The organism is Pseudomonas sp. DCB_AW (assembly GCF_026240895.1).
Classification (GTDB): Bacteria; Pseudomonadota; Gammaproteobacteria; order Pseudomonadales; family Pseudomonadaceae; genus Aquipseudomonas; species Aquipseudomonas kermanshahensis.
The window spans coordinates 39,025-54,591 of the sequence record NZ_JAPFCE010000034.1; the positions used below are offsets into that span (position 1 = coordinate 39,025).

13 protein-coding genes are annotated in these 15,567 nt (G+C 64.9%); 10 read left to right on the forward strand and 3 right to left on the reverse strand.

The features are described from left to right. The first annotated feature begins 3 nt into the window (after positions 1–3). The 4 genes from OO306_RS18150 (at position 4) to OO306_RS18165 (ending at position 5,246) form a co-directional block, all read left to right on the forward strand. The gene (locus OO306_RS18150) at positions 4–1,737 is read left to right on the forward strand and encodes an FAD-dependent oxidoreductase (RefSeq protein WP_265969520.1); all 1,734 of its coding nucleotides are present in this window, start codon (positions 4–6) and stop codon (positions 1,735–1,737) included. Further along, positions 1,722–2,042, forward strand: coding sequence for an NIPSNAP family protein (locus OO306_RS18155; RefSeq protein ID WP_085273160.1), 321 nt, complete (start codon positions 1,722–1,724; stop codon positions 2,040–2,042). The genes OO306_RS18150 and OO306_RS18155 overlap by 16 nt, the downstream gene beginning before the upstream one ends. Positions 2,043–2,076: 34 nt before the next feature. Next, positions 2,077–3,807, forward strand: a complete 1,731-nt coding sequence (locus OO306_RS18160; RefSeq protein WP_265969521.1) for an FAD-dependent oxidoreductase — start codon at positions 2,077–2,079, stop codon at positions 3,805–3,807. Positions 3,808–3,920: 113 nt separating this feature from the next. Next, positions 3,921–5,246 carry an MFS transporter gene (locus OO306_RS18165; protein ID WP_265969522.1) on the forward strand — a complete coding sequence of 442 codons (1,326 nt, stop codon included), beginning with the start codon at positions 3,921–3,923 and terminating at the stop codon, positions 5,244–5,246. A gap of 904 nt (positions 5,247–6,150) precedes the next feature. Here OO306_RS18165 and OO306_RS18170 read toward each other — a convergent pair. The 3 genes from OO306_RS18170 to OO306_RS18180 all read right to left on the reverse strand — a co-directional run bounded on the left by OO306_RS18170 (position 6,151) and on the right by OO306_RS18180 (position 8,989). After that, positions 6,151–6,966, reverse strand: coding sequence for a sugar phosphate isomerase/epimerase (locus OO306_RS18170; protein ID WP_265969523.1), 816 nt, complete (start codon positions 6,964–6,966; stop codon positions 6,151–6,153). Positions 6,967–7,009: 43 nt separating this feature from the next. Continuing rightward, positions 7,010–8,062 (reverse strand): Gfo/Idh/MocA family protein, encoded by a 1,053-nt coding sequence (locus OO306_RS18175; RefSeq protein ID WP_265969524.1) that lies wholly within the window; start codon positions 8,060–8,062, stop codon positions 7,010–7,012. 150 nt (positions 8,063–8,212) lie between these two features. Then, positions 8,213–8,989 (reverse strand): IclR family transcriptional regulator, encoded by a 777-nt coding sequence (locus OO306_RS18180; protein WP_265969525.1) that lies wholly within the window; start codon positions 8,987–8,989, stop codon positions 8,213–8,215. A gap of 185 nt (positions 8,990–9,174) precedes the next feature. Here OO306_RS18180 and OO306_RS18185 point away from each other — a divergent pair, with 185 nt between their 5' ends. From OO306_RS18185 to OO306_RS18210, 6 genes are all read left to right on the forward strand, one after another. Continuing rightward, the gene (locus tag OO306_RS18185) at positions 9,175–10,887 is read left to right on the forward strand and encodes an FAD-dependent oxidoreductase (protein ID WP_265969526.1); all 1,713 of its coding nucleotides are present in this window, start codon (positions 9,175–9,177) and stop codon (positions 10,885–10,887) included. 115 nt (positions 10,888–11,002) lie between these two features. Next, positions 11,003–11,425, forward strand: a complete 423-nt coding sequence (locus OO306_RS18190; protein WP_027596246.1) for a nuclear transport factor 2 family protein — start codon at positions 11,003–11,005, stop codon at positions 11,423–11,425. Beyond that, positions 11,422–12,174, forward strand: coding sequence for an SDR family NAD(P)-dependent oxidoreductase (locus OO306_RS18195; RefSeq protein WP_265969527.1), 753 nt, complete (start codon positions 11,422–11,424; stop codon positions 12,172–12,174). Before OO306_RS18190 ends, OO306_RS18195 begins: the two co-directional genes overlap by 4 nt. 6 nt (positions 12,175–12,180) lie before the next feature. Further along, entirely contained in the window at positions 12,181–13,428 is a 1,248-nt protein-coding gene (locus OO306_RS18200) for an NAD(P)/FAD-dependent oxidoreductase (protein ID WP_265969528.1), read from the forward strand. Continuing rightward, positions 13,425–14,234 (forward strand): DUF1365 domain-containing protein, encoded by an 810-nt coding sequence (locus OO306_RS18205; RefSeq protein WP_265969529.1) that lies wholly within the window; start codon positions 13,425–13,427, stop codon positions 14,232–14,234. Before OO306_RS18200 ends, OO306_RS18205 begins: the two co-directional genes overlap by 4 nt. Continuing rightward, positions 14,209–15,468, forward strand: coding sequence for a cyclopropane-fatty-acyl-phospholipid synthase family protein (locus OO306_RS18210; RefSeq protein ID WP_265969530.1), 1,260 nt, complete (start codon positions 14,209–14,211; stop codon positions 15,466–15,468). Before OO306_RS18205 ends, OO306_RS18210 begins: the two co-directional genes overlap by 26 nt. Positions 15,469–15,567 lie beyond the last annotated feature (99 nt).

The window sequence follows — 15,567 nt, forward strand, 5'->3', positions numbered from 1 at the left end:
GCCATGGCCGCTACCGAACACGCGCAACCGGTGTACGACTTGGTGGTCCTGGGCAGTGGTGCCGGGGGCTTTGCCGCCGCCGCCACGGCCGCCAGCCTTGGCCTGAAGGTACTGATCGTGGAGAAAGCCGACACCTTCGGCGGCACGTCGGCGATTTCCGGCGGTGCGGCGTGGGTGTATGGCACCGATCAAGCCCGTGCAGCCGGCGCCAAAGACTCCCCCGAAGCCATGCGCACCTACCTGAAAACCGTGATTGGTGCCGGCTACAACGCACCGCTGGTAGACGCCTTCATTGCACGTGGGCATGAAGCGCTGCGCTGGCTGGAGCGCCACACCGAACTGCGCTATGCCCTGCGCCCGCACTCACCGGACTATTACCCGGATGAGCCCGGCGCCACCCAGTTCGGCCGAGCACTGGAAATGGTCGAATACGACGGCCGCCGCCTCGGCCCGCGCTTCAAGGACCTGAAAATGCCGCCGCCGGGCATGCTGTTGTTCGGCGGGATGATGGTCAACCGTGTGGATATCCAGCATTTTCTTGGCCTGCGCAAATCACCACGCTCCCTGTGGCATTGCCTGAAGTTGATGGCGCGCTATGCGTTGGACCGCCTTCGCCATCACCGTGGCACCCGCCTGACCACCGGCAATGCGCTGATTGCACGCCTGGCCACCACGGCCTTTGCCCATGGCACGCAACTGTGGCTGCGCAGCGAGGCTAAGGCGCTGATCGTCGAGCACGGCGCGGTGACTGGCGTGGTGGTGCAGCACGAAGGCCGGCGCGTGCAGGTGCGTGCCCGGGGTGGCGTGGTCTGCGCCATGGGCGGCTTCGCAGCCGGCGAACTGGCTGCCGCCTACCGCCCGGGCGTTAATGCGCCGCACCTGACCATGTCGCCGTCAACCAATGACGGCGCCGCGCTGCACCTGGGTGAAGCGGTGGATGCTGCCTACGGCGAGGGGCTGGCCGCCAACTTCTTCTGGGCACCCGTTTCCGAATTGCGCCATGCCAATGGTGAGCGCGAACGCTTCCCGCACCTGGTCACCGACCGTGCCAAACCGGGGATGATCGCGATCAACCCGGCCGGGCAGCGCTTCGTCAACGAGTCGAACTCCTACCATCACTTCGTGCAGACCATGTTCGCCAGCAACCTCACCACCTGCTGGCTGATCTGCGACGCCGAGGCCATGAACCGCTACGGCCTGGGCCTGGCACGCCCGAAACCCGTGAACAACGCGGCACTGATCGACGCCGGCTACCTATACCGTGCCGCCACACCGCACGCCCTGGCCGAGGCCATCGGCGTCGACCCTCAGGCATTGCAGGCGACGCTGGAGCGCTTCAACGCCGACGCCCGCAACGGCATCGACCGCGCATTCGACAAAGGCGGCAACAGCTACAACCGCTACATGGGCGACCCGCATCACACGCCCAACCCCTGCCTCGCGCCCTTGGTCAAGGCGCCCTTCTACGCCATCCAGCTCCACACCGGCGACCTGGGCTCGGCACGCGGCCTGGTGACCGACGCCCATTCCAACGTGCTCAACCGCGCCGGTACGCCGGTTGCCGGCCTTTATGCAACGGGCAACGACATGAACTCATTGATGAACGGCACCTACCCCGGCCCAGGCATCACCCTAGGCCCTGCCCTCACCTTCGGCTGGATCGCCGCCAGCCATATTGCCAACCGCCTGCAGGCGCAGGCCCACCCTCTGGAGACAAACGCATGTACTACGAACTGAGAACCTACACCCTCGACCCACTGAAAATGGCCGACTGGCTGGCCCTGTACCAAAGCCACGCGCTGGCGGTGCAGAGCGAGCACCTGGGCAAGCTGGTCGGTTTCTTTACCAGTGAATTCGGCGAGGTCAACCAGGTGGTGCACCTGTGGGCCTACACCAGCCTCGACGACCGCATGCAGCGCCGCGCGGCGATGGCGGCGGACCCGCGCTGGGCGGAGTTCTCGCAGCGCAATCGAGAGCTGGGCGCAGTGTTGCGGTTGCAGTCGCGGTTGATGCGGCCCACCGGCTTTTCGCCGCTGCAGTAACTGACGCCCCCTCCAACCTGACCGGAGCCCCTCCATGCAACCCCTGGAATGTGACGTACTTGTCCTCGGCTCCGGCGCCTCTGGCCTGGCTGCCGCAGTAACCGCCGCCCATCACGGCCTGAAGGTGATCGTCGCGGAAAAGGCCAGCCAGTTCGGCGGCACCAGCGCCTGGTCGGGGGGCTGGTTATGGATACCCCGCAACCCGCTGGCGATCGCCGAAGGCACCGTCGAAGCCGACGATGCGCCAGAACGCTACCTGCGCGCACAGACCCACGTCGCCGAACTGGACCCGCGCCAGCAGGCGTTTTTGCGCCATGGACCGGAAATGGTGGCGTTCTTCCAGCGACATACCGCCGTGCAGTTCCAGTCCGGGACGAAAATGCCCGACATGCACGAGGGGGATGGCAGTGCGCGTGGCGGGCGCTCCCTGTGTGCGCAGCCATTCGACGGGCGCCTGCTTGGGCACTGGATCCACCGGCTACGGCCCCCCCTGGACATCGTCAGCCTGGCCGGCATGGGCATCGCCGGTGGCGCAGACATGGCCGCCTTCTTCAACGCCAGCCGCTCACCCAAGGCGGCCTGGCACGTCGGCAAACGCCTGCTGCGCCATGGGCGCGACTTGCTGCTGTACCGTCGCGGCCTGCAGTTGGTCAACGGCAACGCGCTGGTGGCGCGCCTGCTGCGCAGTGCCCTCGACCTGGGCGTGACGCTGTTGCATGACCGGCAGGCCACAGGCTTGCTGAGGGATGGGCGTATCACAGGCGTGCAGTTCAGCGATGGCCAGGTGATCCATACGCGACGCGGTGTCGTGTTGGCCTGCGGCGGGTTCCCCCATGACCGCCAGCGCATCGCCCAGCTGATACCCCATGCCCCTGAGGGCGATCGCCATTATTCCGCAGCGCCGCCGCAGAACAATGGCGACGGCCTGCGCCTGGGCGAACAGGTCGGCGCACAGTTCGCCACCACGGCGGCCCACGCCGGGGCCTGGGCGCCGGTCTCACTGGTGCCGCGAAGCGACGGCAGCCTCGGCCACTTCCCGCACCTGATCGACCGCGCCAAGCCGGGTTTCATTGCCGTGCGCGGTGACGGTCGGCGGTTCGTCAACGAGGCCGACAGCTACCATGCTTTCATGAATGCGCTGTTCACCTCCACGCCACCCGGTGAGGAGCACGAAGCCTGGTTGATCTGTGACCACGCCGCGCAACGTCGTTACGGTATCGGCTGGGCCAAGCCGTTCCCCTTCCCTGCCGGCTTCTATGAGCGCCGTGGCTACCTGTTCAGCGGCCCTACCCTGGCGCAACTGGCCGCACGCTGCGGGATCGACGCAGCGCAACTGCAGCGCACCGTGGCACATTTCAACCACCATGCGGCGCAGGGTACGGACCCGGACTTCCAGCGTGGCGCATCGTTGTATAACCGTGCGCAGGGCGACCCCTTGCACGCGCCCAATCCGTCGCTGAGGCCGCTGCTGCACGGGCCCTTTCATGCGGTAAAACTGCTGCCGGGCAGCCTCGGCACCTTCGCCGGCCTGCACACGGATGCTTCGGCACAGGTAATGGACAGCCTGCAGCGCCCAATACCTGGCCTGTTCGCGGTCGGCAACGACATGCACAGCATCATGGGCGGGCACTACCCCAGCGGCGGTATCACCCTTGGCCCTGGGATGACCTTCGGTTACCTGGCAGGCATGGCACTGTGCAATCAGCCAGAAGACGCCGCGTCACTTTTGTTCGATCATCGAACAGTAGCCCCATCTTTGAATTGACGCTCCCCCCTTCACTGCTCACCATAAATGACCTTGCACGCCCAGCCTTGCCCTGGGCAAAACCGCGTTCCAGACGCATTGCCGTTCAAAACAATTTCAAGAAACGACTTCACATGACCCCTTCCAAGTTCGACACTGCCAGCCCCCGCCTCGCCCATGGATCCATCGGCGACAAGGTGCGCGGCGCCTTCGCCGTCGGCAAGACCCGCTGGGGCATGCTTGCCCTGGTGTTCTTCGCCACCACCCTGAACTACATCGACCGTGCCGCCCTCGGCATCATGCAGCCCGTTCTCGCCAAGGACATGGGCTGGACGGCGATGGACTACGCCAACATCAACTTCTGGTTCCAGGTCGGCTATGCCATCGGCTTTGTGCTGCAGGGCCGGCTGATCGACAAAGTCGGGGTAAAGCATGCCTTCTTCGGCGCAGTACTGCTGTGGAGCCTGGCCACCGGCGCCCATGGCCTGGCGACCTCGGCAACCGGCTTCATGGTCTGCCGCTTCATTCTGGGCCTGACTGAGGCGGCCAACTACCCGGCGTGCGTAAAGACCACGCGCCTGTGGTTCCCCGCCGGCGAGCGCGCCATCGCCACCGGCCTGTTCAATGCCGGCACCAACGTCGGCGCCATGGTCACCCCGGCGCTGCTGCCACTGATTCTCGCTGCTTGGGGCTGGCAGGCCGCGTTCATCGCCATGGGTAGCCTCGGTCTGGTTTGGGTGGTGTTGTGGGGTTTGAAGTATTTCAACCCTGAGACGCACCCGCACGTTCGCCAGAGCGAGCTGGACTATATCCAGCAAGACGTGGAGCCCGAAGCCAAACCCGTGCCGTTCAGCCGCATCCTGCGCCAGCGCGGCACCTGGGCCTTTGCCGTGGCCTACTCGATCACGGCGCCGGTGTTCTGGTTTTACCTGTACTGGCTGCCGCCGTTTCTCAACCAGCAGTACGACCTGGGCATCAGCGTCACCCAGATGGGGATCCCGTTGATCCTGATCTGGCTGACTGCAGACTTCGGCAGCATCGGCGGCGGCATTCTGTCGTCCTGGCTGATCGGCCGCGGCGTGCGCGCCACCCGTGCCCGGTTGATCTCGATGTTGATCTTTGCCTGCACCATCGTCAGCGTGGTCTTCGCTGCCCACGCCAGTGGCCTGTGGGTCGCGGTGCTTGCCATCGCCGTGGCGGTCGGCGCGCACCAAGCCTGGACCGCGAACATCTGGAGCCTGGTCATGGACTACACGCCCAAGCATCTGGTGAGCACGGTGTTCGGCTTCGGCAGCATGTGCGCGGCCATCGGCGGCATGTTCATGACACAGATCGTCGGCAGCGTGCTGACGGTCACCCACAACAATTATTCGGTGCTGTTCACCATGATTCCGGTGATGTACTTCATTGCCCTGGTGTGGATGTACTTCATGGCGCCGCGTGGGATTGAGGCCGCTTGAGGGCTAACCAGGTTTCCTCTATGGGGCTCTTCGGAGCCTCTTTTTTTGCCTGCAGACAGGCCATTGGACCTTTGCGCTAACTTGGACCGGCCTTGAGGTTTACTGTCATGCGCTGCTTTGCAGCCCTTGGCTGGCTTGCCAGCTTTCACAGAACAACACATACCGAATAGATTTAGCAGGGGCCTGTGGGAGCTGGCTTGCCAGCGAACACCGGCGAAGCCGGTGCCATACACCGCGTCGCCTTCTTCGCGGGTAAACCCGCTCCCACAGGGTTCAGCGATTTGCTTTCGATCTTTGTTCTCTTCGCGGCAACGCAGCCCAAAGGGCTGGGTTACTTCTTACAGAACAACACATACCTGATTGATTTAGCAGGGACCTGTGGGAGCTGGCTTGCCAGCGAACACCGGCGAAGCCGGTGCCATACACCGCGTCGCCTTCTTCGCGGGTAAACCCGCTCCCACAGGGTCAGCGACTTGCTTGCGATCTTTGTTCTCTGCTCGACAACGCGGCCCAAAGGGCTGGGTTACTTCTTACAGAACAACACATACCTGATTGATTTAGCAGGGACCTGTGGGAGCAGGTTTACCCGCGAACACCGGCGAAGCCGGTGCCATACACCGCGTCGCCTGCTTCGCGGGTAAACCCGCTCCCACAGGATTGGGGACTCGCTTGCGATCTTTGTTCTCTTCGCGGCAACGCAACCAAAAGGGCTGGGTTACTTCTTACAGAACAACACATACCTAATAGATTTAGCAGGGACCTGTGGGAGCAGGTTTACCCGCGAACACCGGCGAAGCCGGTGCCATATACCGCGGCGCCTGCTTCGCGGGTAAACCCGCTCCCACAGGATGGGGGGCTCGCTTTCGATCTTTGTTCTCTGCGCCTGCACAGCGGCCCTTGAAGTTCAAACCCGCGCCAATACCGCCTTGGCTTTCTCCAGCGCCATCCGCGCACGCTGCTCGCCACTCACGCCCTGCTCCAGCAACTGCCGCGTCGGAATCTCCAGGCTCAACGGTACGGTGGCCGGCAAGCCACGCAACAGGCCGATCAAATCAGCATCGCCATCACCCGGGAAGCGCCGTTCGTTGCGGGCCTGGCGCAGGATTTCGTCCATGTCGTCCGGCACCGGGCCGGCCACGTCGCACAGCTGCGCATAGCGCATGCGCTGCGGTGCCAGGTGGGCCAGGTCGTCGAGTGAGGAAGCGGAGCGGTTGAAATGGAAGGCGTCCACCAGAACGCAGCCGTTTGCCCGGTCAGCGTTGGCAACCACCCGCATGGCCTGGCGCAGGTCGCGAACATCAGTCCAGGGCATGAACTCCAGGTGCGGATGGATGCCATAGCCCGCCGCCAGGTCGCACAGTGCGGCAAAGCGCTCCGTGAGGCGTGCCTCGTCCGGGTCGTTACCGGCCACCAGCAGTTCGGTCCCGCCCAGCTCGGCACCCACCGCCAGAATGGCTTCGAAATCGGCAACACAGGTTTCGGGCTTGAGGCGCAGGATTTCCAGGTCGAGTACCTTGATGCCGGTATCGCGCAGGCGCGCCTGGGTCTGCCGGCGCAGCTCAGCGTCGGCCACCAGCGGGAAGTGCTGTTCCTCTGCGGTAGCCGGCACCAAACGCAGGCCCACGTGGCTGTAGCCGGCACGGGCAGCGGCCTCCACCATGGCCGGCGGCGAAAGCTCGAGCACCGTCAGCGCGGCAAGGGAAAAAATACGGTCAGTCATGTTCGTTACCTGAAGGCAATTAAAGGTGTGAAGGGGGCTCGCGTCAGACGATCGTCTCGGGGGCACAGGCCCGGCCGCTTTCGGCTGCCTGGCGGATCGCCTCGACCAGGGCCAGCGTGCGGCCACCATCTGCAGCGTCGGTCAAGGGGGCCTCTTCACCGCGGGCGACGCGAATGAAGTGCTGCAATTGCAAGGTCAACGCTTCACCTGCCGGCGTTTCGGCGCCACTTTGCAGCAAGGGTGTGTGCCAGCCGGAGCCTGCTTGGCCGTACTGCCAGTGCTTGAGCTGCGGAATACTCAGCGCGCCGTGGCTGCCGGCCAGCAGGTAGCAGGGCTGGCCGTCCTGACGCGGGTAGATCGGGCTCTCGCCGGACGTCAACTCCCAGCTCCAGGGGGCAGCCACCGCGTCCGAACCTGTCAGGCTGCCCAGCGCCCCGTTGGCGAACTGCAGCAGCACGGCGGCGCTGTCTTCATTGGCATACCCACGCACATCGTTGCGGGTGAACGCCTGCACCTGCACGACCTCGCCGCACAGGTAGCGCAGCAGGTCGAGGTCGTGGATCAGGTTAGTCAGCAAAAAACCGGCGCCCGGCTCGCGGCGCCAGGGGGTGTCGAAGTAGCTGTCGGGCTTCTGCAACTGCCACAGCGCAGTGACATTGATCAGCCTACCCAGCGCCCCCTCGGCAATCAGGCCGCGCGCGCTGGCGATCAGCGGGTTGTGCCGACGATGGTGGCCGACCAGCACTGGCACACCACAGCGCTTGGACGCTTCGACCAACGCACGGACTTCGTCCAGGTGCACGCCCACAGGCTTTTCCACCAGCACCGGCACGCCGGCTGCGATGCAATCGAGCGCGGTGGCCACGTGCAGGTTGTTGGGGTTGGCGACGATCACCGCCTCGGGTTTGACGCTGGCCAGCATCTGCCGGTGATCGGCGTAATAGGCCACCCCGCATTCGGCGGCGAAAGCCTCAGCCTGCGGGCCGGGGTCTGCCACCGCGCACAACTGCGCTTGCGGCAGCTGGCGCAGGTGCTGGTAGTGCTGGCGGCCCATGATACCGGCGCCAATCAGGGCGATACGAAGCGGTGCATTCAACGGACTGTCCTCTTGTCATTGTTGTCGGGCATAAATTACGGAACAGTGTTCCAGTATTTACACTTGACAATTTAGAACCCGGGTCCGCTTTACAGAAGCGCCGCCTGCACAGACTGTGCGGTTATCGACCACTAATGAACAGGCGACGCTTTAGGCAAACAGCTCACTGGCCTGGCTGGCCGACGAGAGTTCGCCCACCGCCGCCAGCAAGAGTGCTGCCAGTTCAGGCAGGCGCCCTTGCGCCAGCCGGGCACTGGGGCCGGCGATGCTCAGCACCCCGATCACCTCGTCAGTGCGTGGGCGCCGCACCACGGCGGCCAACGCTGAAGTGCCCACCGCTGATGTCTGCTCGACCCAGGCATAGCCACGCTCCCGTGCACGCTGTAGGTAGCCCAGCAGTTCATCCGTGGAACGCGGCGCATTCGGGCCGAACTGTGCCGGGTCGGCGATGCCTTGGCGCAAGACCATCTGCAGCGCCTCGTCGTCGCTCAGGCTGGCCAGCCAGGCATGCCCGGAGGCGGTGTAGAACAGCGGGGCATCGCGACCCATGTCGGGGTCGTAGCGCAAGCCGGAGCGCGCGCCCTGGGACTTGGCGATCCAGGTCTGGCGGCTGCCTTCGATCACGCCCAGGCGCACCAGCTCACCGCTGTCCTGGGCCAGGCGATCGAGAATCGGCTGAATGATGTCGGCGCCACTGCTGGACAGGTAGCGAAAGCCCATCGCCACCAGCTTGGCAGACAGCTGATAGCGGCTGTTGTCGCGGTTCTGCCGCACGTAGCCCAGGCGGATCAGCTCGGCCAGCATGCGATGGGTGGCGCTCTTGGGGATCTCCAGGCGCTCGGCCAACGTCTGCAGGGCAAGGCCCTCAGGCTCGCCGGTCAGGCTTTCTACAAGACTGAAGGCGCGTTCGATCTGACTACCAGCCATGGCTAAGGTCCCTGAAAAATGGATGAATTTTGGAAGATGATTCCACAGCCACGGCCATCGGCGCAGCAGGCGGGCGTTGAAGTGTCCGGTTATCGACCAGTTCTGCACGGCCTCACTTGCATCCGGCACCGTCTCACATAAAGAATATGGAATCACGTTCCAATAATAATACCGGAGACCCTGCGATGCCTACCGACACCTTGCAAGCCGAATACGACGTTCTGGTCATTGGCTCAGGCGCAGCCGGCCTGGCCGCAGCGGTAACGGCAGCCTGGCATGGGCAGCGCGTGATGCTGGTAGAGAAGGCGCCGGTGTTCGGCGGTGCCACGGCCTGGTCCGGTGGCTGGGCCTGGGTACCCCGCAACCCGCTGGCCCGCCGCGCCGGCATCGTTGAAGACATCGAACAGCCCCGCACCTACCTGCGTAACGAATTGGGCACGCATTACGATGCTGAACGGGTTGATGCCTTCCTAGAGGCCTGCCCGCACATGGTCGCCTTTTTCGAGAAACACACTGCGCTGCAGTTTGTCGACGGCAACGCCATCCCCGACATGCATGGCGACACACCCGGCGCCGCCACCGGTGGGCACCAGGTGATCGCCGCGCCCTATGATGCCCGCGAGGTCGGCGCGCTGTTGCCCCGCCTGCGCAAGACCCTGCGCGAGACCTCGTTCATGGGCATGCCGATCATGGCCGGCCCTGACCTGGCCGCCTTCCTCAACATGACCCGCTCGCCACGGGCCTTCTTGCATGTGTGCAAGCGCTTTGGCCGCCACCTGTACCACCTCGCCCGCCATGGCCGGGCCATGCACCTGGTCAACGGCGTAGCCCTAGTGGCGCGCCTGGCCAAATCGGCCGAAGACCTGGGCGTGCGGCTGCTGGAATCTGCCCCGGCCAAGCGCCTGCTGATTGAGCACGGGCAAGTGCGCGGCGCCGTGATAGGCACACCGCAGGGTGACCTTACCGTCCGGGCGAAAGCCGTGGTGCTCGCCGCCGGGGGCTTCCCCAACGACAGTACGCGGCGCCGGCAGCTGTTTGCGCGTGATGCCAGTGGCCATGACAACCTCGCCCTGCCCCCGCAGTCCTGCTCGGGCGATGGCCTGCGCCTTGGCGAATCGGCAGGCGGTGTGGTGGCCACCGACCTGAAATCTGCAGTGGCCTGGGCACCGGTCTCCAAAGTGCCGCACCGCGACGGCAGCGTCGGCCACTTCCCGCACATCATCGAACGCGGCAAGCCCGGCGTTATTGGCGTGTTGGCCAGCGGTAAGCGCTTCGTCAACGAGGCGCACGGCTATTACGACTATGTGTCAGCCATGCTCGAGGCGGTGCCGCCGGGCGAGGAAGCCTGCTCGTGGCTGATTTGCGACCACCGCTTCTTGCGGCGTTACGGCCTCGGTCACGCCCGGCCTGCGCCGTTGCCAGTATGGCCGCACCTGCGCAGTGGCTACCTCAAGCGCGGTGCCAGCCTCGAACAATTGGCCCGCGCCTGCGGCATCGACCCTGTCGGCTTGAGTGCCACCGTCGCGGAGTACAACAGCCATGCGCGCCACGGCCAGGACCCGGCCTTTGGCCGCGGCTCCACGCCGTTCAACCGCAAGCAGGGTGACCCGGCGTACAGCGGGCCGAACCCGTGCGTGGCGCCGATCGAACAAGGGCCGTTCTATGCTGTGAAGGTTCAGCCCGGTTGCTTTGGCACCTTTGCCGGCTTGCGCACCGATGGCCATGCACGGGTACTGGATGAGCAAGGCCAGCCGATTGGCGGGCTTTATGCCGCCGGTACCGACATGGCCAGTGTGTTTGGCGGCTGGTACCCCTCAGGCGGCATCAACCTGGGCCCGGCGCTGACGTTCGGTTACGTGGCCGGGCGGCATATTGCCGGGGCGCAGGCGCCGGAATAAGGCCACCGTTTGGCGGCCACCGGGTAAAAACTGTACAGAAAAATCATCCTGTATAGCTTTGCGGTGAAAGCTAAACTATACCTGTACAAGAAAACTTTTTTGTACAGGAAAGTGAATGCACAGCTACCTGCAAACCTTCGCCGAACGCTTTGCCAGCCTCGATGCGCACACCCTCGACATGCTCGGTGACCTGTACAGCGAGGACGTGACCTTTCGCGACCCCCTGCACCAGATCAGCGGCTTGCCTGCGCTGCGGGGGTACTTCGCGCAGCTGTACGCGAACGTGCAGGAGGTACGCTACACCTTCGAGGGTTACGACGAAGTGCAGCCGGGGCACGGGTACCTGCGCTGGACCTTGCATTTTCGCCACCCTCGCCTAGGCAATGGCGCGCTGATCAGCCTGCAAGGCTGCAGCCACCTGCGTTGGCACGAGCGGGTTCACTTTCATCAGGATTACTTCGACGCCGGTGCGCTGCTTTACGAGCACGTCCCGATCATGGGCAGCGCGGTCCGCTGGCTCAAAGGCAGGCTGGCATGAGCCGCTGCTGGGTGACCGGTGCCAGCAGTGGCATGGGCGCGGCGCTGGCCCTGCGCTTGCTGGAGCAGGGGCATCAGGTGGCCTTGGGTGGCCGCCAGGCCGACCGCTTGGCACCCTTAGCGGCGCGGTTTGCGCAGCAGGCCATGCTGGCCATTGGCGATAACGACGAGCCGGGCCAGGTCGCTAAGGTCGCCGAGCAGATCGAGCATGCCTGGGGTGCACTCGACCTGGTGATCCTCAACGCGGGCACCTGCGAATACCTGGAACCAGGGCACTTCGACCCGGCGCTGGTCGAACGGGTGATGCGCACCAACCTGATCGGCACCAGCCACTGCCTTGCCGCTGCCCTGCCCTTGCTGCGCCGTGGGCAGCGCCCGCACCTGGTGGTGGTGGGCAGCTCGGTGAGCTGGCTGGCCCTGCCCCGCGCCGGCGCCTATGGTGCGTCCAAGGCGGCTCTGCGTTACTTGGTGGAGTCGCTGCGCATCGACCTGGTCCGCGAGGGCATTGATGTCACCCTCGTCAGCCCTGGCTTCGTCGACACGCCCTTGACCCAGCGCAACGACTTCCCCATGCCACAGCGCTGGAGCGCCGAGCACGCCGCCGGGCACATCGTCGCGCGCTTGGCCAAACGCCCGCTGGAAATCAACTTCCCCGGCGCATTCACTTGGGTGTTGCGCCTGCTCGGCGCATTGCCGGTGCGCTGGCGTCTGCAGCTAGGCCAACGCCTGGCACGAAACCCACGGGAATAGCACGCCATGCGCATCGCAATCATCGGCAGCGGTATCGCTGGCCTCACCTGTGCCCACTTGCTCTCACGCCAGCATGCGTTGACGGTGTTCGAGGCGGCTGACTGGGTGGGTGGCCACACCCATACCGTCGACGTGAACTGGGGCGGCCAGCAGTATGCGCTGGACACCGGGTTCATCGTCTTCAACGATTGGACTTACCCGCATTTCATTCGCCTGCTCGAACACCTGGGGGTGGCTTCGCGGCCGACCCAGATGAGCTTTGCGGTGCATGACCCCGCCAGTGGCCTGGAGTACAACGGCCATGACCTCGACACCTTGTTCGCCCAACGGCGCAACCTGTTGTCACCTGGGTTCTGGGGCATGCTGCGCGACATCCTGCGCTTCAATCGCCAAGCCCTGGCCGACCTGGACAACCGGCGCATCGAAGAGGACACCACGCTGGGCAGCTACCTGCGCACACACGGCTATGGGCGGCGCTTCATCAACCACTACATCGTGCCCATGGGCTCGGCGATCTGGTCGATGTCACGCGCCGACATGCTGGGCTTTCCGTTGCAGTTTTTCGTGCGTTTTTGCCGCAACCACGGTTTGCTGTCGGTCAACCAGCGCCCGCAATGGCGGGTGATCGAAGGTGGCTCGCGCAGCTACGTGGCACCGTTGTGCCAGCCCTTTGCCGAGCGTATCCGGCGCAACTGCCCCGTGGCCCGGGTGATCCGTGACGCCGACGGCGTGACTGTGATCAGCGCTGCCGGTACCGAGCGCTTCGACAAGGTGGTGTTCGCCTGCCACAGCGACCAGGCCCTGGCCCTGCTGGCAACAGCCAGTGCGGACGAGCGTGCGGTGCTGGGTACCCTCACCTACGCCAGCAACGATGTGGTGCTGCACACCGACACTCGCCTGCTACCGCGTCGGCGCAAAGCCTGGGCCAGCTGGAACTATCGGCTGGGCGGCGCCGAGCAGGCACCTGCGGCACTCACCTACAACATGAACATCCTGCAGGGCATCGACGCCCCGGTCACCTTCTGCGTGAGCCTCAACCAGACGGCGCAGATCGACCCAGCCCAGGTGCTCGCCCGCTTCAGCTACAGCCACCCGCAGTACAGCCTCGCGGCCTTGGCTGCACAGGCCCGCCAAGGCGAACTGCAGGGCCGCCAGCACAGCTACTACTGCGGTGCCTACTGGGGCAACGGCTTCCATGAAGACGGCGTGCTCAGCGCGTTGAAAGTGGCAGAATACTTCGGAGAGCGCTTGTGAACAGCAGCCTGTGTCATGGCTGGGTCAGCCATCGGCGGCTGACCCCGCGGCACCATGCATTCCGCTACCGGGTCGGCATGTTCTACCTGGACCTGGACGAGCAAATACACTGGCGCGGCCTGTCGCGCTGGCTCGCGCGCTCGCGGCTGGCGCCCTTGTGCTGGCGGGAAACCGACTACCTGCCGGCACTGACCGCGCGTGGCATACCGTTGGCCCAGGCCGCCCGCCAGCTGGTCGGCCAAGCAACCGGGCACGCACCCCAAGGCGCGGTGCACCTGCTCACGCAACTGCGCTGCTGGGGGCTGTCGTTCAACCCGGTGAGCGTCTACTTCTGCCATGACCGCGACGGTCACCTGGTGGCGATACTGCTGGAGGTCCGCAATACACCTTGGCGGCAGCGCCACCACTACGTGCTGCCGGTGCAAGACGGCCAACCCGACGCATTTAGCCTGGCCAAGGCGTTTCATGTATCGCCGTTCATGCCGCTGGACATGGACTACCGCCTGCGCTTCGTGCTCGACGGCCAACGCGTGCACGTTCACATGGCGAACTGGCGCGAGGGGCAGAAGGTATTCGAGGCCCACCTGGCGCTGCGCCGCGAACCGCTGGACCGGCCCGCCTTGCACCGCTACATCCTGAGCTTCCCGTGGATGAGCCTGCGTACGGTGTCTGCCATCTACTGGCAGGCCCTGCGCCTGCTGCTCAAGCGCACCCCTGTCTACAACCACACCGCCAGCCAGGGCGACCTGAGCCTTGGCCACGCCTGTAAGGAACCTGATCATGTCCGACCCCACACTGAGCGTTAGCAAGTCGGCCGGCCTGACGCCGGTGCTTGGCAGCCTGGCCCGGATGGCCGTGCTGGCGCAATTGCGGCGCTTGAGCCAAGGCTGCCTGCGTTTGATTTGCAATGACCAGCACTGGAACTTCGGTGACGCCGGCAGCGCGCTGTATGCCGAAGTCGAGATCGTCGATGACGCCGCCTGGAGCCTGATCGCCGGCAACGGTTCGATCGGTGCTGGGGAGGCTTATATCCATGGCTACTGGCGCACCCCCGACCTGGCGGCGGTAACCCGCCTGTTCGTGGCCAACCTGGACGTGCTGGATGCCCTTGAAGGTGGCCTGGCGCGCTTCGGCCGCCCGGCACTGCGCCTGCTGCATCGCCTTAACCGCAACAGCCGGCGCGGTGCGCGGCGCAACATCCTGGCCCACTACGACCTGGGCAATGCGCTGTTCGAACGGCTGCTCGACCCAACCCTGATGTATTCCGCGGCACAGTTCGACAGCCCCGAGCAGACCTTGGAGCAGGCCCAGTTGAACAAGCTGGAGCGCATCTGCCAGAAGCTTGAGCTCAAGCCCCACGAGCACCTGCTGGAAATCGGCAGCGGCTGGGGCAGCTTGGCCATCCATGCCGCTACCCACTTCGGCTGCCGCGTGACCACCACGACGCTTTCCGAGGCGCAGTACGCGCACACGCTGCAACGCGTGCAGGCGGCAGGCCTGGAGCAACGTATCACGGTACTGCGCGAGGACTACCGCGACTTGCAAGGGCGCTTCGACAAGTTGGTGTCGATCGAAATGATCGAAGCCGTCGGCCATCGTTACCTGCCCCTGTACTTTCGCCACTGCGCCGCGCTGCTCAAGGACGACGGCCTGATGCTGTTGCAGGCCATCACCATTCGTGACCAGCGCTATGAAAAGGCCCGGCGTTCGGTGGACTTCATACAACGCTACATCTTCCCCGGCGGCGCCCTCCCCTCACTAAGCGTCCTGCTCGACACCGCCAGCCGCCAGACGGCGCTGAACCTGGTGCACCTGGAGGACTTTGGCACCGACTATGCGCGCACCCTGCGCCATTGGCGCGACAACCTGCGCCATGCGCGCAACGCGTTGATGGAGTTGGGCTACGACGAAACCTTCCAGCGCCTGTGGGAGTTCTACCTGTGTTATTGCCAGGGCGGTTTCGAAGAGCGCGCCATTGGCGTGGCTCAGCTGCTATGGGCCGCCCCCCAGGCCCGCCGCGCGCCCCTACCAGGCGCCTGACCAGGCAGCACACTTCCCGGTAGGAGCAGCCTTGTGCTGCGAAGAGGCCAGTGAAAATGACGAAGATCTACGGTGCTGTCGCCGGCCTCTTCGCAGCAC